The following is a 20,290-nucleotide window of genomic DNA, read 5'->3' on the forward strand; positions in this document are numbered from 1 at the left end:
CCATGCAAGAAATTATGCAATTCGTTAGCCGCCATCCGGTACTGAGCATCGCGTGGATTGGCCTGCTGGCTGCTGTGCTGTTCACCACATTTAAGAGCCTGACGTCTAAGATTAAGGTTATCACCCGTGGTGAAGCGACGCGTCTGATTAACAAAGAAGATGCCGTCGTTGTCGATCTGCGTCAGCGTGACGATTTCCGTAAAGGTCACATTGCCGGCGCAATCAACCTGTTGCCAGCTGAAATCAAAGCCAACAACGTTGGTGAGCTTGAGAAACACAAAGCCCAGCCCATTATCGTTGTGGATGCGACCGGTATGCAGGCGCAGGAATCTGCCAGCGCGCTTTACAAAGCGGGCTTCGAAAACGTAACGGTACTGAAAGAAGGGATTTCCGGCTGGAGCGGGGAAAATCTTCCTTTGGTTCGCGGTAAATAAGGAGTTCAGTCATGGCCAATATTGAGATCTACACCAAAGCGACGTGCCCGTTCTGCCACCGTGCGAAAGCGCTGCTGAGCAGCAAAGGCGTCACGTTCCAGGAACTGCCGATTGACGGTGACGCGATCAAACGCGAAGAGATGATCCAACGTAGTGGTCGTACGACGGTTCCGCAGATTTTTATTGATGCGCAGCACATTGGCGGCTGTGATGACTTGTATGCGCTCGACGCCCGTGGTGGACTCGATCCGCTGCTGAGCTAAGAGACTTTAGGACAATTAAAAAGGGTATTTCCATGTCAGAACAAAACAACACCGAAATGACTTTCCAGATCCAGCGTATCTACACCAAGGATGTCTCTTTCGAAGCGCCAAATGCGCCGCACGTTTTCCAGAAAGACTGGCAGCCAGAGGTTAAACTTGATCTGGATACCGCATCCACCCAGCTGGCGGATGACGTGTATGAAGTCGTACTGCGTGTGACCGTGACCGCCTCTCTGGGCGAAGAAACTGCATTCCTGTGCGAAGTACAGCAGGGCGGTATCTTCTCCATCGGCGGCATCGAAGGCAACCAGATGGCGCATTGCCTGGGTGCATACTGCCCGAACATCCTGTTCCCGTATGCCCGTGAATGCATCACCAGCCTGGTTTCTCGCGGTACATTCCCGCAACTGAACCTTGCGCCAGTGAACTTTGATGCGCTGTTCATGAACTATCTGCAGCAGCAGGCTGGCGAAGGTGCCGAACAACATCAGGATGCCTGATGAGCACTGTTAATGCGTCAATGACTGTGATCGGTGCCGGCTCATACGGCACCGCTCTTGCCATCACGCTGGCAAGAAATGGTCACGACGTGGTCCTGTGGGGCCACGATCCAAAACATATCGCCACGCTGCAGCGCGACCGTTGCAATGTGGCGTTTCTCCCGGACGTTCCGTTCCCTGACACCCTGCACCTGGAAAGCGATCTTGCAACCGCGCTGGCGGCCAGCCGCAACATTTTGATTGTGGTGCCAAGCCATGTCTTTGGCGACGTGCTGAATCAGATCAAGCCGCTGATGCGCCCGGATGCGCGTATCGTCTGGGCGACCAAAGGGCTGGAAGCGGAAACCGGACGTCTGCTGCAGGACGTTGCCCGCGAAGCGCTGGGGGATGAGATCCCGCTGGCGGTCATCTCCGGGCCGACCTTTGCCAAAGAGCTGGCTGCGGGCCTGCCGACGGCGATCTCGCTGGCATCCACCGATCAGGCCTTCTCCGACGATCTCCAGCAACTGCTGCACTGCGGCAAGAGCTTCCGCGTCTACAGCAACCCCGATTTTATCGGCGTGCAGCTGGGTGGCGCGGTGAAGAACGTGATTGCCATCGGGGCCGGGATGTCTGACGGTATTGGCTTTGGCGCCAACGCGCGTACGGCGTTGATTACCCGCGGCTTAACCGAGATGTCCCGTCTGGGCGAAGCGCTGGGTGCCGATCCGGCCACCTTTATGGGTATGGCTGGGCTGGGGGATCTGGTGCTGACCTGTACCGATAACCAGTCGCGTAACCGCCGCTTTGGCATGATGCTCGGACAGGGCAGCGATGTAAAAAGCGCGCAAGAGAAGATTGGACAGGTGGTGGAAGGCTACCGCAATACCAAAGAAGTCCGCGAGTTGGCGCACCGTTTCGGTGTCGAAATGCCAATAACCGAGGAAATTTATCAGGTATTGTATTGCGGAAAAAATGCGCGCGAGGCAGCATTGACCTTATTAGGTCGTGCGCGCAAGGACGAGCGCAGCAGTAACTAGTCGGAACCGTTGTCACCTGAATGACCCAGCCAGCGCAGAACTGGCTGGTCATTAACTATCGTCTGGAGTAAGCAATGCCGTGTGAAGAACTGGATATCGTCTGGAATAACATTAAAGCCGAAGCCCGGGCGCTGGCCGACTGTGAGCCTATGCTGGCCAGTTTCTATCACGCGACGCTACTCAAGCACGAAAATCTCGGCAGCGCGCTGAGCTATATGCTCGCCAATAAGCTGGCTTCCTCCATCATGCCTGCTATCGCCATTCGTGAGGTAGTGGAAGAGGCCTACGCCGCCGACCCGGAAATGATCGCCTCTGCCGCCTGTGATATCCAGGCCGTGCGCACCCGTGACCCGGCGGTGGATAAATACTCTACGCCGCTGCTGTACCTGAAAGGCTTCCACGCGCTGCAGGCGTACCGCATTGGCCACTGGCTGTGGAATGAAGGCCGCCGCGCGCTGGCGATCTTCCTGCAAAACCAGGTTTCCGTGACGTTTCAGGTTGATATTCACCCGGCGGCGAAGATTGGCCGCGGGATCATGCTCGACCACGCCACCGGGATCGTTGTCGGGGAAACGGCGGTGATTGAAGACGATGTGTCGATCCTGCAATCCGTTACCCTGGGCGGTACCGGGAAAACCAGCGGCGATCGCCACCCGAAAATTCGTGAAGGGGTGATGATTGGCGCGGGGGCTAAAATCCTCGGCAATATCGAAGTCGGGCGCGGCGCGAAGATTGGCGCGGGGTCGGTTGTGCTCCAGCCCGTGCCGCCGCACACCACCGCCGCTGGCGTACCGGCGCGCATCGTTGGTAAGCCAGACAGCGATAAGCCGTCGATGGATATGGATCAGCACTTCAACGGCATTCACCATACCTTCGAGTATGGTGACGGCATTTAACTTCTGAGAATGGCGCCCGGGTAACCCAGCTGGCGCCAGGCTTCATACACCACCACCGACACCGCGTTCGACAGGTTCATGCTGCGGCTGTCCGGCATCATCGGAATACGGATTTTCTGCTCAGCGGGCAGGGCATCCAGGATCGTGGCCGGCAGGCCGCGGGTTTCCGGGCCAAACATCAGATAGTCACCCTCCTGATAGCTCACGGCGCTGTGCGCTGGCGTGCCTTTGGTGGTCAGGGCGAACATGCGCTGCGGCTTCTCTGCTTCCAGAAACGCGGCGTAATCGTGATGGCGAACCACGGCGGTAAATTCATGGTAATCCAGCCCCGCGCGGCGCAGGCGTTTGTCGTCCCACGTAAAGCCCATCGGCTCGATGATGTGCAGACGAAAACCGGTGTTGGCGCACAGGCGGATGATATTGCCGGTGTTCGGCGGAATTTCTGGTTCGAATAAAACGATGTTAAGCATGCTGCCCCCTTAATTGCGGGGGCAGAATAGCAGAAAAGAGAGGAACTACGCGACGCCGGGTTCCTGCGAGCGGCTGTACAGCATTTTGTAGACGGTTGCCGCAGCGGCCACCAGAGCGGGCACGCTGAGGATCATTAAAATACTGTCTGCCTGCCACTGCATGGAAAGAAGCTGGGCGCTGGTCATGGTGCCCGCCACGCCGCCAAAGCGGCCGATCCCCTGCATCCAGGCGATGCCCGTCGCGCGGCACTCGGTAGGGTAAAAGGTGGCCGCGAGGGTTTGCATGCCCGACTGCGCGCCGTTCATCGCGATCCCCATCAGGAAAATCAGCCCGCCAAACAGGGCGATATGGTTATGCTCAAGGCCAAGCAAAAGAATCAGGCCCATCGTCAGCACAAAACCACCTGCGACCACCTTGTGCGCTTCCCAGCGGTCCATCATCCAGCCCGCGAGCAGAATGCCTGCGGTGCCGCCGAAGGTAAACAGCGAGGTGAGCCAGGCGGATTCCGCAAGGGCATAACCCATCCCCTGCATCAGCGTCGGCATCCAGCTAAGCAGGACGTAGTAAATCACCAGCCCCATAAAATAAGTCACCCACAGCATCAGGGTGCCGGGTAGCCAGGGCATGGAAAACAGCTGCCCCACGCTCCCTTTTTTAGACGCGGCTTTCTCTTCCGCCAGGAAAAAGCCCGTAACGCTCTCCAGCGTGCTGCGGCTGAACCGGCTGGCAATGCGGCGAACCTGCGCGACGTCTTTCCCGCGCTGCACCAGAAACTTCACCGATTCCGGCAGCAGCAGCGCCAGCAGCACGGTTAAAATCAGCGGCGCAATCGCGCCGGTCAGCAGCACGCTTCGCCAACCGTGGTGGGGAATAAGCCAGGAAGAGATTGCGCCGCCGCCCGCCGCACCCAGAGGGAAGCCGCAGTACATGGTATTAATCGCCATGGCGCGGCAGCGCTGGGGGGCAAACTCTGAGATCAGCGTGATGGCGTTTGGCATGGCGGCGCCGAGCCCGAGACCCGTCAGAAAGCGCCACAGCGTCAGGGTATTCAGGCTTTGCGCCCAGGCCGTCCCCAGGCTCGCCAGGCCGAAGAACAGGCACGAAAAGACCAGCACGCGCTTGCGTCCCATCCGGTCCGATACCGGACCTGCAATAAGGGCTCCCAGCGACAGCCCCAGCAGCGCCGCACTCAGCACCGGCCCCAAATCCTGTTTGTGTATTCCCCACTCCGCCGACAGCGTAGGCGCGATGTAGCCCATCGCTGCCGTATCAAAACCATCGATCGCCAGAACCAGAAAGCCCAGCACGATAAGAAGCCAGTGAAACCCTGAAAAAGGACTCTCGTCGATCACCTGCTGAATATCCACCTTACCTGAATAGGTCATACGCTCCCCTCCGATGTGATGTTGTTTTTGTGTTCTTGTATTTGCTTGTCTATACAATTGCGAACGGGAGGGGTGTGTCAAATTTTCTTATCCAGAATGTTACGCAGGTGTTATTTTCGACAAAAAAAGCGCCCGAGGGGGAAATCGGACGCATGGGAAAGGTGGGGTAACGGGAGAGGATCAGGCCGCGTCGCCATGTGACAGCGGAGCCAGCGCCGCCGGTAGTTTGCTCAACTCCTGCACCAGTGAATCCTTGCTGATTTCACTGATCGACTTCGCGCCGGTCAGGGTCATCGCCACCTTCATCTCTTTCTCGATCAGGTTCAGCAGATTTGCCACGCCCGCCTGGCCGCTGGTGGCCAGCGCGTACAGGTACGCGCGGCCCAGCAGCACGCTGTCGGCACCCAGCGCAATCATGCGCACCACGTCCAGCCCGTTGCGGATGCCGCTGTCGGCCAGAATGGCAATATCGCCTTTCACCGCATCGGCAATGGCCGGCAGGGCGCGGGCGGAAGAGAGCACGCCGTCGAGCTGGCGTCCGCCGTGGTTAGAGACCACAATTCCATCCGCGCCAAAACGCACCGCGTCGCGGGCATCTTCCGGATCGAGGATCCCTTTGATCACCATCGGTCCATCCCAGAACTCGCGGATCCACTCCAGGTCTTTCCACGAGATCGACGGATCGAAGTTGTTCGCCAGCCAGCCGATATAGTCCTCCAGCCCGGTCGGTTTGCCGAGATAGGCCGAGATATTCCCCAGATCGTGCGGTCGGCCGTTCAGACCCACATCCCACGCCCACTGTGGATGCGTTACCGCCTGCCAGTAGCGGCGCAGGGCGGCATTCGGGCCGCTCATGCCGGAGTGGGCATCACGGTAGCGCGCGCCGGGCGTGGGCATATCAACGGTAAAGACCAGCGTTGAGCAGCCTGCCGCTTTGGCACGCTCCAGGGCGTTACGCATAAAGCCGCGATCGCGCAGGACGTACAGCTGGAACCACATCGGGCGCTTGAGGGTCGGGGCGACCTCTTCAATCGGGCAGACGGACACGGTAGAGAGGGTAAACGGAATGCCTTTGGCATCTGCCGCGGCGGCGGCCTGCACTTCACCGCGACGGGCGTACATGCCGCATAAGCCGACAGGCGCGAGCGCTACCGGCATGGAGAGCGTTTCGTTGAACAGCTTCGTCTCAAGGCTCAGGTCAGACATATTCTTCAGCACGCGCTGGCGCAGGGCCACTTCTGACAGATCCTCTACGTTGCGGCGCAGGGTGTATTCGGCATACGCCCCACCGTCGATGTAGTGGAACAGGAACGGCGGCAAAATGCGCTGCGCCGCGGCGCGGTAGTCACTGGCTGCTGAAATAATCATGCTTTGTTCTCCCTGGAAATATCACTGTCGCCAGGCAGACGGGTAATACGCGCCTGTCGGGCCTGGTCTTCATCAAATCGTTTAATGGTGGTGTGCACGAAGCCGAGATGCGCCATCATCGCCTTGCGCGCGGCTTCGGCATCGCCGGCCAGAATGGCGTTGAGCACCGCCTCGTGCTGTTCGGTCAGCTGGGCAAAGACCGGCGGGACCAGATACATGCGCTGGCGGCTCTGCTTCACGGAGGATTGCAGCAGGTCGAAGAACCCGCGCATGGTCTGGAGCAGCACCACGTTGTGCGACGCCTCGGCGATTGCCAGATGGAAACGCACGTCCGCCTGGGAGGCGATGTCCGGGTCGCTGCTTAGCGTGGTCTCGAAGCAGGCTTTGAGCTTCTCTTTGTCGGCTTCGGTTGCCCGCATCGCTGCGTGCCATGCGGTACTGGTTTCGATGGCGTGACGCGCTTCAAGAATGTCGAAGCTGTAGTCCGGGTCGTTTTCCAGCAGCGTCTTCAGCGGCTGCACGATGTTTTGCTCGGACCAGTCATCATGCTGCCAGCGCACAAAGGTGCCGCCGCCGCGACGGCTCACCAGTACGCCTTCGCTGACCAGCGTCGCCAGCGCCTCGCGAAGTGAGTTACGCGATACGCCAAGCCGGGCGGCAAGCTGGCGCTCGGCGGGCAATTTCATGCCCGCTTCCAGCTGTTGTTCTTCAATCAGCGCCCGCACGCGAGAGGCAATCTCGTCGGATAGGCGTCTGGGCATCACTATCATGGGATCATCCAGGTTAAGACATAGGCCTGCAGGGTGGTGATCACGCCCACCATGCAGGTGAATATCAGGCTGTGTTTCACGGTAAAGCGGAACAGGTCCGACTCTTTGCCCACCAGTCCCACCGCCGCACAGGCAATGGCGATGGACTGCGGGGAGATCATTTTGCCGGTCACGCCGCCGGTGGTGTTCGCGGCGACCAGCAGCACGTCCGACACGCCAATCTGCTGCGCAGCCGTCGCCTGCAGGGCAGCAAACAGGGCGTTAGACGAGGTATCTGAACCCGTCAGGAACACCCCCAGCCAGCCGAGGAACGGCGAGAAGAAGGTGAACGCGTGTCCGGTGTGGGCCAGCGCTAATGCCAGCGTCGACGACAGGCCGGAGTAGTTCGAGATAAACGCGAACGCCAGCACCATGCCGATGGAGTAGATCGGCAGCATCAGCTCTTTAATCGTTGCCGCAAAAGTCTGCACCGCGGCGGCAGGCTTCATGCGCAGCCACACCACGGAAAGGAGTGCCGCAAACAGGATGGCCGTACCGGTGGCGGAGAACCAGTCAAACTTAAACACTGCCGCATACGGGGTGGCGTCGTGCACGACCGGCGGCATACGGGCAACCATCTTGTCGAGGAACGGCACGGAGATGTTAATCACCATGTCGTACAGCGCGCCGCTGGGAGCGAACAGCGCTTTAAACGGCGGTATGCTCCACAGCGTCACGGTGGCGGTCAGGAACAGGAACGGCGACCAGGCGCGGACGATCTGTCCTGCGGTATAGCCCGTGCGGGCGAGGGTCTGATCCACATGCGACGCGCCCATGTCCGCAAAGCGGAAGATACGCACCGGCTGCCAGCGTTTCAGGAACAGCGTCAGACAGACCAGCGACACCAGCGAAGAGATGATGTCCGGCAGCTCCGGGCCAAGGAAGTTCGAGCTGAGGTACTGGGCAATCGCGAACGAGCCGCCTGCCACCATCACCGCAGGCCAGGTCTCCTTCACGCCGCGCCAGCCGTCCATAATCGCCATGATCCAGAACAGCACGATAATGGTCAGGAACGGCAGCTGGCGGCCAACCATCTGGCCGATCTCAAAGCTGTCCAGCCCGGTCACCTGTCCGGCCACCAGAATCGGAATCCCCATCGCGCCAAACGCCACCGGTGCGGTGTTCACAATCAGACACAGGCCAGCGGCGTACAGCGGGTTAAAGCCCAACCCGACCAGCAGCGCGGCGGTGATCGCCACCGGTGCGCCGAATCCTGCCGCGCCTTCAAGGAACGCCCCGAAGGAGAAGCCGACAATCAGCATCTGCAAGCGCTGGTCCGGGGTGATGGAGAGAATCGACGAACGAATGATGTCGAACTGCCCGGTCTTTACCGAGATTTTATAGACAAAGACCGCGGCGATGATGATCCACGCAATCGGCCACAGGCCGTAGAAGAAACCGTAGACAACGGAGGCCAGCGCGCGATCGACCGGCATCTTATAGAAGAACAGCGCCACCAGTAGGGCGATGGCAACGGTATACGTCGCGGCGAGGTAGCCCTTCAGCTTGAGCTTAATCAGCGCAAAGAAGAAGAACAGGATCGGTAGCGATGCGATCAGGCTCGACAGCCAGATATTGCCGGCCGGGTCGTAGTTTTGTTGCCAGAGGCTCATGCAGGTCTCCTGGGGACCAGACAGCCTGTGCTGCGGGTGAGTCTCCGCTCAACTCTGCGTCACAAGCTGTGTAAAAGTGGTCCTGCCAATATTGTGTTGTAGGGTTAATGACAATGAATGGTTAACCAGATGTTATGGAGTGGCAATGGTTTTGTGAGCGCAAATAATGAAATTGTGAACCGGGGGAGGATTGATTGCGCTATTGGTTGGACCAATTCACGCGAAGGGGAAAAGAGTAGGCCGGGTAAGCGCAGCGCCACCCGGCATGAAATCAGAATGCGGTCTTACAAAAACCCGTCATCTCTTTCAGGCCCATTTCGCGGCCAAGCTCGGTCATCGGGTGCACCACCACCAGACCACGGACGCTTTTCTTCAGCTTGCCCATGTCGGCCTGCTCTTTTTTGGTGATCGCGCGGCGGTGCGGCATTTTCATCAGTTTCTGCGCTTCTTTGCTCAGCTTCTGGCCTTTCACTTCGCGCAGGCGCTCGATTTCCGCTTCCAGCTTCACGGACTCTTTTTCCAGCTCGGCATATTTCTCGGCGGAATCAACCAGAGACAGGCCAGCCATCTGGTGACGGATCAGATCCAGACGGTCGCTCAGGCGTTTAATTTCGTTCTTTTCGACTTCTTTCATGACAATTGACTCTAAATCGGGGGAATTACAGGGAAGGATACACCAATGTGAACGGGCTTACTTCTGAAACGCTTTTTTTAAGCTGATTTTAGAAATCAGCTCAGTCAGGGAGAGGACCATCGTGGAACGGACAACCTGTTGATAGCGCAGCTTTTGCATCGCGTACAGTTCAGGGTCGCTGTTATCAAAATGGGGAGCAGGAGGCAGGGCGGTGACGCAGTGCAGCTCGCCGAACGGCCCCAGGATCTCATCATCGGTAAAAGTGTACTCATTACCGTCATGATTGAGTTCTTCGCGCAGCGCCATTAACAGTTCAGCGTCTTCATACTCCTGGCGGTTGAGCACGCCAAGACCATAAATCAGCTTCAGACGCACCGACAGATCGCCCAGCGGTCCGTCTCCGTCCAGTAACGGTTCTACAGCGTACTTTACCGCGTAGTCGTCTTTGCGAAACACCTGAAGCACCAGAATGTTCACCGCCTCGGTTAACAGCTCGACGGCGGCAATCAGGAAACTTCGTACGGTTTTGCCAGCATTCAGACGCTCAAGCACACGATTTTCAAAGGCCTGGGTTTGTTCCATTATTGCCTGCATATCTGACAATCTGTTATTCGGGCGCAGGCTTACCTGCGCCGGATTCTGCATCATTTGGTTGCGTTGTATGCGTTAACCGCCTCCGCAACCACGTCGCTGCTGGCGTCCAGACCGGAAATCTGCGCCAGCGCAGCCTGCGCGCCTTTGTCATCAATCAGCTGAGCCAGCTCAATCGCCTGCGGGTCCTGCTCGCTGCGGTAGTGCATCGCGGCAGCAATTCCTTTCACCAGGTTGGCGTGCGGCAGACCGTATTCCAGCGTGCCCAGCAGCGGCTTAATCAGGCGGTCGCCCGCGCTCAGCTTACGCAGCGGCTGACGGCCCACGCGCTCAACGTCATCTTTCAGATACGGGTTTTCAAAACGACCGAGGATTTTCTGGATGTATGCTGCGTGTTTATCAGCATCAAAACCGTAGCGTTTGATCAGCACCGCGCCGCTCTCTTCCATTGCCCCTTTCACCACCGCGCGGATCTGCTCATCGAGGATCGCGTCGCGAATGGTCTGATGACCGGCCAACTTTCCGAGGTACGCGGTTATAGCATGCCCGGTGTTCAGCGTGAAGAGTTTGCGTTCGACAAATGCCATCAGGTTATCAGTGAGTTCCATTCCCGGAATGGTCGGCAGCGCGCCCTTGAACTGAGTTTTATCGACGATCCACTCGCTGAAGGTTTCAACAGTGACTTCCAGCGGATCGTTGGTGGCGGATTCGGACGGCGGAACGATGCGGTCTACAGCGGAATCCACAAACCCGACGTGCGCTTCAACCCAGGCTTTATCTTCCTCAGCCACGGCCGCCATAACGTGGCCTTTCAGCTGCGTGGTGCCGCGCACCATGTTTTCACAGGCGATGATGTTCAGCGGTGTTTCAATGCCCTGTGCTTTACGCTTCTTCAGGCCTTTCGCGACCGCAGGAGCAATACGTTCAAGCACCACCGGACCCACGGCGGTGGTCACCAGATCAACGCTGGCGATCAGGTCAATCACGTCGTCGCCGATGCTGCTGACCGCGTTGACGCCAGAGACGGTTTCAACCTGTTCGTTTTCACCCACCACATGAACCTGATAGCTATGACGGGCATTCAGGGCATCCAGAACCACCTGATTCACATCGGCGAATGTCAGGGTAATGCCCGCGTCTGCCAGCAGTTTACCGATAAAGCCACGACCGATATTACCTGCGCCAAAATGTAATGCTTTCATAGTGTTAACCTTCATCAATGTTTTTACCCGAGAGGGCTGGGGTGAGGAACGTTTCCCCCTCACCCTAGCCCTCTCCCCGAAGGGGAGAGGGAAGAGGCGCTGCTATTTGTTGAGCAGGGCCAGAACTTCTTCAACGCTTTCAGTTTGTGCCAGGCGCTCGATGACGGACTCATCATCCAGCGCGTTGGTCAGGCTGGTAATCACCTGAATATGCTCGTTGTTGCGAGCTGCGATACCAATCACCAGACGGGCGATGTCGTCCTCTTCTTCACCGAAGCGCACGCCGTCAGGATACTGACAGAACACCACGCCGGTTTTCAGCACGCGGTCTTTTGCTTCAACCGTACCGTGCGGAACCGCGATGGATTCACCCAGGTAGGTTGGCGTCAGTTTTTCACGTTCCAGCATCGCGTCAACGTATTCTGGCTGAACGTAGCCGCCCTTCACCAGCTGTTCACCGGCAAAGCGAATCGCCTCTTCTTTGGTGCTCGCGGTACGGCCGAGGAAGATGTTCTCCGCGCCCAGCTTAAACAGGTGAGCGTTGCTCTCGTCAAAGCTGTCCTGCAGGCTGGTGCGCACCTTCACTTCGTTGTCTTCGTGGCGCTGCGCGGCAACCAGACGTTCGGTCAGGCTGGTGTACAGGCCGCTGTCCAGGAAGTTGGTCAGCGAGATGTGCTGTGCCTGCGGTACCTGACGCATAGCGCGCTCGGTCAGATCGCGGTGCGTGATAACCAGGTCAACGTCCGGCGGCAGGTTGTTAATCGCGCTGTTGGTTACGGAGATGTTGGTCAGGCCCGCATCCTGCACTTTCTTACGCAGCACGCCTGCACCCATTGCGCTGGAACCCATACCGGCGTCGCAGGCAACGATGATTTTACGCACGTGGCTCAGGTCGTTAGAAACATCGCCAGCCGCCAGCGGGGTCGCACCTTTGGATTCGGCTTTCATGTCGTGCATACGACGGGTTGCCGCTTCGATATCGTCGTCTTCTTTCACCTTGCTGGTTTTCAGCAGGATAGAAGAGACCACGAAGGAGACCGCCATCGCCGCACAGATCGCCGCGATGTTCGCGAAGTACGCGCCTTTCGGCGTCATCGCCAGCACCGCCAGGATAGAGCCTGGAGAAGCAGGGGAGACCAGACCGCCGCCCAGCACGCTCAGGGTGAACACACCAGTCATACCGCCGAGGATAACGGCCAGGATCAGACGTGGGTTCATCAGCACGTACGGGAAGTAAATTTCGTGGATACCGCCCAGGAAGTGGATGATAGCCGCGCCGCCAGCAGACTGCTTCGCGCTGCCGCGACCAAAGAACATGTACGCCAGCAGAACGCCCATACCCGGACCCGGGTTCGCTTCAATCAGGAAGAAGATGGACTTGCCGAGATCGTGAGACTGCTGAATACCCAGCGGCGAGAAGATACCGTGGTTAATGGCGTTGTTCAGGAACAGGATTTTCGCCGGTTCAACGAAGATAGACGCCAGTGGCAGCATGTCGTGCGCCACCATGAAGTTAACGCCCGCTGCCAGCAGTTTGGACAGCACTTCAACAGCCGGACCAATGCCGAGGAACGCCAGAATCGCGAGGATCATCCCGATGATGCCCGCAGAGAAGTTGTTCACCAGCATTTCGAAGCCGGACTTGATCTTGCCATCAACCCAGACGTCGAATTTCTTAATCGCCCAGCCGCCCAGAGGACCGGCAATCATCGCACCGAGGAACATCGGCATATCCGCACCGACGATCACGCCCATGGTTGTGATGGCACCCACGACGCCACCACGGTCACCGCCCACCAGACGACCACCGGTATAACCGATGAGCAGCGGCAGGAGATAAGTAATCATTGGGCCAACAAGTTTCGCCAGCGTTTCGTTAGGCAACCACCCTGTCGGAATGAACAATGCGGTGATAATACCCCACGCGATAAACGCGCCGATATTTGGCATCACCATGTTGCTGAGGAAACGACCAAAGCTTTGAACTTTGATCTTGAAATCGGATGACATAAAACACCCCTTCTTCTGTTTACGCTTAGGCTTGCGGCCCGAGGTTTATTGTTAATGAGGCGGCAGAGGTAGCCGGACCCTGTTCTGATGCTGTGAAATCTGGCACTGAATCGTTCAACTGTCCAGATAGCGGAATTTTGTGTGATGTATGTCACGTAAATGTAGGGGGTGTGGCGTTGAATGAAGTGATCTGAGTCACAAAATAGGCGAGTAAAAAAAATACGATGGCGAAAAATAGAGCAAAAACCACCTCTTTATGTGATTGATGTCACATTTTGTTTTTGCGTGTTTGTTTCCGGATTGTGACTGGTTTCACAAAATATTTTTATGCGGATTTCTCCGACTGCGATCGGCGTCAGGACGGCCTCGAGTAACACGGAAAGCTAATAAAACAGTTTACATATGTAGTATGGCGGAAAGTTGAAACCTGAATTACGCTCATAATGTAAGGTTGAGTATATTATTATTCAGGATATATTTTGACACGCTTATAAACTTGCGTGGAGATATTATAAAAACCGATACTTCCCGGCTCTGAAATAATCAGTGTGCCTTTTAAATTTAAAAATAAATTAATTAGGTTGCGTGCTGTTTTATTAATGTAATGAGTTGACGTTGTTTAAGTGAGGAGACTATGTTTCTCAACTATTTCGCGCTGGGCGTGTTGATTTTTGTATTTCTGGTTCTTTTTTACGGAATCATCGCCATCCATGACATCCCCTATAATATGGCTAAAAAGCGTAATCATCCCCATGCCGATGCTATTCATACGGCAGGCTGGATCAGCCTGTTTACGCTCCATGCCATCTGGCCGTTCCTGTGGATTTGGGCCACGCTGTACCGCGAAGATCGCGGCTGGGGCATGCAGAACCACATTACTAAGCCTGATGAGGTTCCGGGGATGGATGCGCTGGCCAAACGCGTGGCCGAGTTAGAACACAAGCTGGCAGCGGTTCAGCCCTCTGATGATAAAAACACGCTGGAGCGCTAATCATGGATCTGTTGATTATTCTGACCTATGTGGCATTTGCCTGGGCAATCTTTAAAATATTCCGTATTCCGGTAAATCAGTGGACGCTTGCTACCGCGACGTTAGGCGGGGTGTTTATTGTTGCCGGACTCATTCTACTAATGAACTATAACCATCCGTATACCTTTACGGCGCAAAAAGCGGTAATTTCCATTCCGATTACGCCGCAGGTCACGGGGGTGGTTACTGAAGTGACCGATAAAAATAACCAGCTCATTAAAAAAGGCGAAGTGTTATTTAAACTGGATCCGGGCCGCTATCAGGCGCGCGTCGACAGACTGAAGGCGGACCTGGTGACCGCGACGCACAATATCGACACTCTGAAAGCGCAGCTTTCGGAAGCGGTTGCCAATACGACACGCGTCTCCGCTGAGCGCGATCGACTATATAAAGATTATCAGCGCTACCTCAAAGGCAGCCAGGCGAAGGTGAATCCGTTCTCTGAAAGCGATATTGATAACGCGCGGCAGAACTATCTGGCGCAGGATGCCATGGTGAAAGGCTCCGTTGCTGAACAGACGCAGATTCAAAGCCAGCTGGACAGCATGGTGAACGGCGAGCAGTCGCAGATTGCCTCGTTACGCGCCCAGCTTGCTGAAGCGAAATACAACCTCGATCAGACCGTGGTGCGCGCGCCGAGCAATGGCTACATCACTCAGGTGCTGATTCGTCCGGGAACCTATGCCGCCGCGCTGCCGCTGCGCCCGGTGATGGTCTTCATTCCTGAACAGAAGCGCCAGATTGTGGCCCAGTTCCGTCAGAACTCGCTGCTGCGTCTGAAGCCGGGTGATGAAGCGGAAGTGGTATTTAACGCGCTGCCGGGCCAGGTGTTCACCGGTAAGCTCACCAGCGTTCTGCCGGTAGTGCCGGGCGGGTCGTATCAGGCGCAGGGTGCCTTGCAGGCACTGACCGTTGCGCCGGGTACGGATGGCGTACAGGCGCTGATTGAACTGGAGCCTAACGCCGACGTCGATGCTTTGCCGGACGGTATTTATGCCCAGGTGGCGGTCTATTCGGATCATTTCGCCCACGTCTCGGTGATGCGTAAAGTGCTGCTGCGTATGACCAGCTGGATGCACTACCTCTATCTCGATCACTAATCCTTCCGGGGCGGGAATGCGACACGCATATCTGCCCTTTTTTCATCGCTTGATCCATACTGACTTTTTCCCGGCATCAAGGATCAGGCAATGAAACTCATCGGTAGCTACACCAGTCCCTTCGTGCGAAAAATCTCGATTCTCCTGCTGGAGAAAGGGATTGAATTTGAATTCGTTAATGAACAGCCCTACAACGCCGAAAACGGCGTCGCGCAGTATAACCCGCTGGGGAAAGTTCCGGCGCTGGTGACGGACGAGGGCGAATACTGGTTCGATTCCCCCATTATTGCGGAGTATATCGAACAGCTGGGCATTGCCCCGTCAATGCTGCCGTCTGACCCTAAAGCGGCGCTGGCGGTGAAGCAAATTGAAGCCCTGGCCGACGGCATTATGGATGCAGCACTCACCTCCGTTCGCGAGCAGGCAAGGCCCGCCGCCCAGCAGTCAGAAAACGAGCTGCTGCGCCAGCGGGAAAAAATCAGCCGCAGTCTGGATATGTGCGAAAAGCTTATACGGGAGGGCAAGATCCACACCGACAGCCTGGACCTGGCAACCATCGCCATCGCCTGCGCCATCGGCTATCTCAACTTCCGCCGGGTGTCCCCTGGCTGGTGCGTTGACCGTCCGCTGCTGGTGAAACTCGCAGAAACGCTCTTTAGCCGCGAGAGCTTTGCCCGCACCGAACCGCCAAAGGCTTGACGCGGGTTATAACACTTCGGCGTCGGAGGCGGTACAATCCCTCCATATGTTAACTCCCTCTCCCGTCGGGAGGGGGGAAGATATTTACTCGCCAGGCGCTTTCATGACTACTCATCATTCGCTGTACAGCCAGATCCCCGCGACCGACCGACTTCTTCGCGAGCCCCGCATTCACGCTGCCGTTGAGCGCTTCGGCCATACCGCGACGGTGGAGATGTTACGTCTGCTTCAGGATGAAGCCCGAGGCCATATCCAGGCCGAAAACGCCTTGCCCGACTGGTGCACAGCGTGGGAGCAGGAAGTTGAGCATCGGCTGGGTGAGAAGGCGCAAAGCGCGTTACGCCCGGTAGTCAACCTGACAGGGACCGTGCTGCACACCAACCTGGGACGCGCCCAGCAGGCGGAAGAGGCGGTGGATGCGGTCGTGCAGGCCATGCGCTCGCCGGTGACGCTGGAGTACGATCTGGACGGCGCCGGGCGCGGGCATCGCGATCGCGCGCTGGCGGATCTGCTCTGCCAGCTAACCGGCGCGGAAGATGCCTGCATTGTTAATAACAACGCGGCGGCGGTGCTGCTGATGCTGGCGGCGACCGCGAGCGGCAGAGAGGTGGTGGTGTCCCGCGGCGAGCTGGTGGAGATTGGCGGGGCGTTTCGCATCCCGGACGTGATGCGCCAGGCGGGCTGCACGCTGCATGAAGTGGGTACGACTAACCGTACCCATGCGAAAGATTATCGCGCGGCGGTGAATGAAAACACCGCCCTGCTGATGAAGGTCCACACCAGCAATTATCATATTGAAGGCTTCACCAAAACGGTTGAAGAGGCCGAGCTGGCGGCGATTGGGCTCGAGCTGAATATTCCGGTGATTGCCGATCTCGGCAGCGGTTCGCTGGTGGATCTCAGCCAGTACGGGCTGCCTAAAGAGCCGATGCCGCAAGAGATGATTGCCGCGGGCGTGAGCCTGGTCAGCTTTTCCGGCGATAAACTACTGGGCGGGCCGCAGGCCGGAATTATCGTCGGCAAGCGCGAGCTGATTGCGCAGCTGCAGCAGCACCCGCTCAAACGCGCCCTGCGGGCCGATAAAATGACCCTTGCCGCGCTGGACGCGACGCTGCGGCTCTATCTCCATCCGGAAAAACTGGCTGACCGCCTGCCCACGCTGCGCCTGTTAAGCCGGGATGCCGCCTCGATTCGCGCCCAGGCCGAACGGCTGCTGCCGCGCGTTGCCCCGCACTACCCCGATTTTGACGTTCGCATTGAGCCCTGCCAGTCGCAAATTGGCAGCGGTTCGCTGCCGGTGGACAGGCTGCCGAGTCAAGCGCTCACCTTCACCCCGCGTGACGGGCGCGGTAGCCGCCTGGAGGCCCTGTCGTTGCGCTGGCGTGCCCTGCCGACGCCGGTTATCGGACGGATTTACGACGGCCGCATGTGGCTGGATCTGCGCTGCCTTGAAGATGAAGAGCGATTTCTGGAGATGTTGTTGAAATGATTATTGCCACCGCCGGTCACGTCGACCACGGAAAAACCACGTTACTGCAGGCAATTACCGGCATAAACGCCGATCGTCTGCCGGAAGAGAAAAAGCGCGGCATGACCATCGATCTTGGCTATGCCTACTGGCCCCAGCCCGATGGCCGCGTGCTGGGCTTTATTGATGTTCCGGGGCATGAAAAATTTCTTTCCAACATGCTGGCGGGCGTGGGGGGCATCGATCATGCCCTGCTTGTGGTGGCCTGCGATGACGGCGTGATGGCGCAAACCCGTGAGCATCTGGCGATCCTCCAGCTGACAGGCAACCCGCAGTTGACCGTGGCGCTGACTAAAGCCGATCGCGTTGACGACGCGCGCGTCAGCGAGGTGCGCGAAGCGGTGCAGGCGACCTTACGGGAATATGGTTTTGCCGATGCACCGCTTTTTGTCACCGTAGCGACAGAAGGGCGCGGTATCGGCGAACTTCGCCACCATTTGCAGCAGCTTTCGTCGCGAGACCACGCCAGCCATCACCGCTTCCGTCTGGCGATTGACCGGGCGTTTACCGTCAAAGGCGCGGGGCTGGTGGTCACCGGTACGGCGTTAAGCGGTGAAGTGAAGGTGGGCGATAGCCTATGGCTGACGGGCGTTAATAAACCGATGCGCGTGCGCGGCTTACATGCGCAAAATCAGCCTGCGGAGCACGCCCACGCCGGGCAGCGGATCGCGCTCAACATTGCCGGGGATGCGGAAAAAGAGCAGCTTAACCGCGGCGACTGGCTGCTGGCCGACGCCCCGCCCGAGCCGTCTGAACGCGTCATCGTCTCCCTGCAGACAAACGTCCCGCTGACCCAATGGCAGCCGCTGCATATTCACCACGCGGCCAGCCATATCACCGGGCGCGTGTCCCTGCTGGAAAACGATCTTGCCGAACTGGTTTTTGATTCGCCGCTCTGGCTGGCGGATAACGACCGTCTGGTACTGCGGGACATTTCCGCACGGGAAACGCTGGCCGGGGCGCGGGTAGTGACGCTGAACCCGCCGCGACGCGGCAAGCGTAAGCCTGAATACCTGCAATGGCTGGCTGCGCTTGCGCAGGCTCAGGATGATAACGCCGCGCTGCGGGTTCATCTTGAGCGCGGGGCCGTGAGCCTGAGTGATTTTGCATGGGCACGCCAGCTGAGCGGCGAAGGGTTGCATCAGCTGACCCAACAGCCGGGCTTTATTCAGGCCGGCAACAGCCTGCTCGATGCGCCGGTTGCGGCAAACTGGCAGCGTAAGATCCTGAACACGCTCGCCACTTACCATGAACAGCATCAGGATGAACCCGGTCCTGGTCGCGAGCGCCTGCGACGCATGGCGCTGCCGATGGAAGACGATGCGCTGGTGCTGCTGCTGATTGAAAACATGCGCGAAAGCGGGGTGATTAAAAGCCATCACGGCTGGCTGCACCTGCCGGATCACAAAGCCGGGTTCACCGCAGAGCAGGAGGCAATCTGGCAAAAAGTGGCCTCGCTGTTTGGCGATGAACCCTGGTGGGTTCGCGATCTGGCTCGTGAAACGAACACCGACGAGCAGGTGATGCGTCAGGTATTGCGCCATGCGGCGCAGCAGGGGCTGATAGTCGCGATAGTGAAAGATCGTTATTACCGTAACGATCGCATTGTGGCGTTTGCTAACCTGATCCGCGAACTGGATCAGGCGCGCGGCTCCACCTGCGCAGCCGATTTCCGCGACCGGCTGAACGTTGGCCGCAAGCTGGCGATCCAGATCCTGGAATATTTCAACCGCATCGGGTTTACGCGTCGCCGGGGTAATGACCATCTGCTTCGCGACGCGCAGCTGTTCCCCTGAGCGCTACGTGCGGCGGGAGAGTTTTTGCTTAGCCAGCCATACCGCGCCCAGCCTCCCCGCCTGGTTACCCAGCTCGCAGGGCAGAATGGGCACCTTGAGCGCCTCCCACTCCTCGAATCGCTGCAGGTACTTATCGAGCAGGAGATAGATTTTCTCCTGCTCGCTTACCCCGCCGCCAATCAGCACTGCCTGTGGATCGAACATTGAGATTACGCTGTAAACGCCGCGCGAGAGGCAATGGGCCCACTCCTCAATGGCCTCACGCAGATGCACGTCGCTCTCCATGCGTTTAAACAGCTCCTCGCCGTGAGGCATCTCTTCTTCTGATACGGCCAGCGCGCGACGACAGGCTTTCATCAGGCCGCTGGCCGACGCCACTTCATGCATGGGTTCGCCGTTATTACCCACGGGCAGCACGCCAAATTCGCCGGCGCGGTAATGCGACCCGCGATAAAGATCGCCTTCCATCACAATCCCGCCACCGATGCCCGTGCCGATGGTGATGCAGACGAAATGCTCGTAGTCCTTACCCGCGCCCTGCCAGCGCTCGCCCAGCGCCGCACAGTTGGCGTCGTTTTCCACGGTGACGGGAAGATCGGTCAGCCCGGCGAAGAGTGCGCACAGGTTTTCACCGTCGAGATAGTCGAGCGCGCCCGCTTTTGCCGCTTCGCCGCTGTGGTGGTTAATATGGCCGGGAAAGCTCACGCCGATACCGACGATGCCGTGTTCGTCCTGATACGCTTCAACTACCGCTTTCCACTTCTTTTTGAAGGTGTTTTTATCCTCAGGAGTATCGTACTCGTCCGTCGTCAGCTCCTTGCCATTTTCATCAATCACGCCGTGTTTGATGTGGGTTCCGCCTACGTCAAAACCGATAAACAGCTGCATCGCATCGTTCCTCATGAGCCCTTGAGCTGTTAAGTATGGCTCAGTGGCAGGAAC

20 protein-coding genes are annotated in these 20,290 nt (G+C 57.9%); 10 read left to right on the top strand and 10 right to left on the bottom strand.

Going from position 1 to position 20,290, the window contains the following annotated elements:
• Positions 1-2: 2 nt before the first annotated feature.
• From IM303_RS09625 to cysE, 5 genes are all read left to right on the top strand, one after another.
• Entirely contained in the window at positions 3-434 is a 432-nt protein-coding gene (locus IM303_RS09625) for a rhodanese-like domain-containing protein (RefSeq protein ID WP_014882007.1), read from the top strand.
• A gap of 11 nt (positions 435-445) precedes the next feature.
• On the top strand, positions 446-697 hold the full coding sequence (gene grxC, locus IM303_RS09630) for a glutaredoxin 3 (RefSeq protein ID WP_028015037.1): 252 nt from the start codon (positions 446-448) through the stop codon (positions 695-697).
• A 32-nt stretch (positions 698-729) separates the two neighbouring features.
• Positions 730-1,197: a protein-export chaperone SecB gene (gene secB / locus IM303_RS09635; RefSeq protein WP_003860835.1), complete on the top strand. Its 468-nt coding sequence runs from the start codon at positions 730-732 to the stop codon at positions 1,195-1,197.
• Complete coding sequence (gene gpsA / locus IM303_RS09640; RefSeq protein WP_045630251.1) at positions 1,197-2,216, top strand: NAD(P)H-dependent glycerol-3-phosphate dehydrogenase; 1,020 nt, start codon at positions 1,197-1,199, stop codon at positions 2,214-2,216. The genes secB and gpsA overlap by 1 nt, the downstream gene beginning before the upstream one ends.
• A 74-nt stretch (positions 2,217-2,290) precedes the next feature.
• Positions 2,291-3,112, top strand: a complete 822-nt coding sequence (cysE, locus tag IM303_RS09645) for a serine O-acetyltransferase (protein WP_008502718.1) — start codon at positions 2,291-2,293, stop codon at positions 3,110-3,112.
• On the opposite strand, the gene trmL is transcribed toward cysE, so the two are convergent.
• From trmL to IM303_RS09690, 9 genes are all read right to left on the bottom strand, one after another.
• On the bottom strand, positions 3,109-3,582 hold the full coding sequence (gene trmL, locus IM303_RS09650; RefSeq protein WP_028015039.1) for a tRNA (uridine(34)/cytosine(34)/5-carboxymethylaminomethyluridine(34)-2'-O)-methyltransferase TrmL: 474 nt from the start codon (positions 3,580-3,582) through the stop codon (positions 3,109-3,111). The genes cysE and trmL overlap by 4 nt on opposite strands.
• 45 nt (positions 3,583-3,627) lie before the next feature.
• A complete protein-coding gene (locus IM303_RS09655; RefSeq protein ID WP_028015040.1) occupies positions 3,628-4,968 on the bottom strand; it encodes an aromatic acid/H+ symport family MFS transporter in 1,341 nt (446 codons plus the stop codon).
• A gap of 180 nt (positions 4,969-5,148) precedes the next feature.
• On the bottom strand, positions 5,149-6,336 hold the full coding sequence (lldD, locus tag IM303_RS09660; RefSeq protein WP_049001275.1) for an FMN-dependent L-lactate dehydrogenase LldD: 1,188 nt from the start codon (positions 6,334-6,336) through the stop codon (positions 5,149-5,151).
• Positions 6,333-7,106: a transcriptional regulator LldR gene (gene lldR, locus IM303_RS09665; protein ID WP_049001277.1), complete on the bottom strand. Its 774-nt coding sequence runs from the start codon at positions 7,104-7,106 to the stop codon at positions 6,333-6,335. Before lldR ends, lldD begins: the two co-directional genes overlap by 4 nt.
• A complete protein-coding gene (gene lldP, locus IM303_RS09670; RefSeq protein WP_049001280.1) occupies positions 7,103-8,758 on the bottom strand; it encodes an L-lactate permease in 1,656 nt (551 codons plus the stop codon). The genes lldR and lldP overlap by 4 nt, the downstream gene beginning before the upstream one ends.
• Before the next feature lie 271 nt (positions 8,759-9,029).
• Positions 9,030-9,392, bottom strand: a complete 363-nt coding sequence (locus tag IM303_RS09675; RefSeq protein WP_193359852.1) for a YibL family ribosome-associated protein — start codon at positions 9,390-9,392, stop codon at positions 9,030-9,032.
• Positions 9,393-9,449: 57 nt separating this feature from the next.
• Positions 9,450-10,040, bottom strand: a complete 591-nt coding sequence (mtlR, locus tag IM303_RS09680; RefSeq protein ID WP_028015045.1) for a mannitol operon repressor MtlR — start codon at positions 10,038-10,040, stop codon at positions 9,450-9,452.
• The gene (gene mtlD / locus IM303_RS09685; protein WP_045630257.1) at positions 10,037-11,185 is read right to left on the bottom strand and encodes a mannitol-1-phosphate 5-dehydrogenase; all 1,149 of its coding nucleotides are present in this window, start codon (positions 11,183-11,185) and stop codon (positions 10,037-10,039) included. The genes mtlR and mtlD overlap by 4 nt, the downstream gene beginning before the upstream one ends.
• A gap of 102 nt (positions 11,186-11,287) precedes the next feature.
• On the bottom strand, positions 11,288-13,195 hold the full coding sequence (locus IM303_RS09690) for a PTS mannitol transporter subunit IICBA (protein ID WP_028015047.1): 1,908 nt from the start codon (positions 13,193-13,195) through the stop codon (positions 11,288-11,290).
• A gap of 634 nt (positions 13,196-13,829) precedes the next feature.
• On the opposite strand from IM303_RS09690, the gene IM303_RS09695 reads away from it, so the two are divergent.
• From IM303_RS09695 to selB, 5 genes are all read left to right on the top strand, one after another.
• On the top strand, positions 13,830-14,186 hold the full coding sequence (locus IM303_RS09695; protein WP_028015048.1) for a DUF3302 domain-containing protein: 357 nt from the start codon (positions 13,830-13,832) through the stop codon (positions 14,184-14,186).
• A gap of 2 nt (positions 14,187-14,188) precedes the next feature.
• Positions 14,189-15,325: an HlyD family secretion protein gene (locus IM303_RS09700; protein ID WP_028015049.1), complete on the top strand. Its 1,137-nt coding sequence runs from the start codon at positions 14,189-14,191 to the stop codon at positions 15,323-15,325.
• A 90-nt stretch (positions 15,326-15,415) separates the two neighbouring features.
• A complete protein-coding gene (locus IM303_RS09705; protein ID WP_193051585.1) occupies positions 15,416-16,024 on the top strand; it encodes a glutathione S-transferase in 609 nt (202 codons plus the stop codon).
• A gap of 103 nt (positions 16,025-16,127) precedes the next feature.
• Positions 16,128-17,513, top strand: a complete 1,386-nt coding sequence (gene selA / locus IM303_RS09710; protein ID WP_193359853.1) for an L-seryl-tRNA(Sec) selenium transferase — start codon at positions 16,128-16,130, stop codon at positions 17,511-17,513.
• Positions 17,510-19,348, top strand: coding sequence for a selenocysteine-specific translation elongation factor (selB, locus tag IM303_RS09715; RefSeq protein WP_045630261.1), 1,839 nt, complete (start codon positions 17,510-17,512; stop codon positions 19,346-19,348). The genes selA and selB overlap by 4 nt, the downstream gene beginning before the upstream one ends.
• Positions 19,349-19,351: 3 nt before the next feature.
• On the opposite strand, the gene IM303_RS09720 is transcribed toward selB, so the two are convergent.
• Positions 19,352-20,236: an ROK family protein gene (locus tag IM303_RS09720; RefSeq protein ID WP_192987362.1), complete on the bottom strand. Its 885-nt coding sequence runs from the start codon at positions 20,234-20,236 to the stop codon at positions 19,352-19,354.
• Positions 20,237-20,290: the final 54 nt, after the last annotated feature.

Source organism: Enterobacter cloacae complex sp. P38RS (genome assembly GCF_014930775.1).
GTDB lineage: Bacteria > Pseudomonadota > Gammaproteobacteria > Enterobacterales > Enterobacteriaceae > Enterobacter > Enterobacter bugandensis.

Coding starts and splice junctions, on each gene's coding strand:
- selB (WP_045630261.1), top strand. CDS start 17,510: ATGATTATTGCCACCGCCGGTCACGTCGACCACGGAAAAACCACGTTA.
- secB (WP_003860835.1), top strand. CDS start 730: ATGTCAGAACAAAACAACACCGAAATGACTTTCCAGATCCAGCGTATC.
- lldP (WP_049001280.1), bottom strand. CDS start 8,758: ATGAGCCTCTGGCAACAAAACTACGACCCGGCCGGCAATATCTGGCTG.
- lldD (WP_049001275.1), bottom strand. CDS start 6,336: ATGATTATTTCAGCAGCCAGTGACTACCGCGCCGCGGCGCAGCGCATT.
- mtlD (WP_045630257.1), bottom strand. CDS start 11,185: ATGAAAGCATTACATTTTGGCGCAGGTAATATCGGTCGTGGCTTTATC.
- cysE (WP_008502718.1), top strand. CDS start 2,291: ATGCCGTGTGAAGAACTGGATATCGTCTGGAATAACATTAAAGCCGAA.
- lldR (WP_049001277.1), bottom strand. CDS start 7,106: ATGATAGTGATGCCCAGACGCCTATCCGACGAGATTGCCTCTCGCGTG.
- grxC (WP_028015037.1), top strand. CDS start 446: ATGGCCAATATTGAGATCTACACCAAAGCGACGTGCCCGTTCTGCCAC.
- gpsA (WP_045630251.1), top strand. CDS start 1,197: ATGAGCACTGTTAATGCGTCAATGACTGTGATCGGTGCCGGCTCATAC.
- IM303_RS09695 (WP_028015048.1), top strand. CDS start 13,830: ATGTTTCTCAACTATTTCGCGCTGGGCGTGTTGATTTTTGTATTTCTG.
- IM303_RS09625 (WP_014882007.1), top strand. CDS start 3: ATGCAAGAAATTATGCAATTCGTTAGCCGCCATCCGGTACTGAGCATC.
- IM303_RS09655 (WP_028015040.1), bottom strand. CDS start 4,968: ATGACCTATTCAGGTAAGGTGGATATTCAGCAGGTGATCGACGAGAGT.
- selA (WP_193359853.1), top strand. CDS start 16,128: ATGACTACTCATCATTCGCTGTACAGCCAGATCCCCGCGACCGACCGA.
- mtlR (WP_028015045.1), bottom strand. CDS start 10,040: ATGATGCAGAATCCGGCGCAGGTAAGCCTGCGCCCGAATAACAGATTG.
- IM303_RS09705 (WP_193051585.1), top strand. CDS start 15,416: ATGAAACTCATCGGTAGCTACACCAGTCCCTTCGTGCGAAAAATCTCG.
- trmL (WP_028015039.1), bottom strand. CDS start 3,582: ATGCTTAACATCGTTTTATTCGAACCAGAAATTCCGCCGAACACCGGC.
- IM303_RS09675 (WP_193359852.1), bottom strand. CDS start 9,392: ATGAAAGAAGTCGAAAAGAACGAAATTAAACGCCTGAGCGACCGTCTG.
- IM303_RS09690 (WP_028015047.1), bottom strand. CDS start 13,195: ATGTCATCCGATTTCAAGATCAAAGTTCAAAGCTTTGGTCGTTTCCTC.
- IM303_RS09700 (WP_028015049.1), top strand. CDS start 14,189: ATGGATCTGTTGATTATTCTGACCTATGTGGCATTTGCCTGGGCAATC.
- IM303_RS09720 (WP_192987362.1), bottom strand. CDS start 20,236: ATGCAGCTGTTTATCGGTTTTGACGTAGGCGGAACCCACATCAAACAC.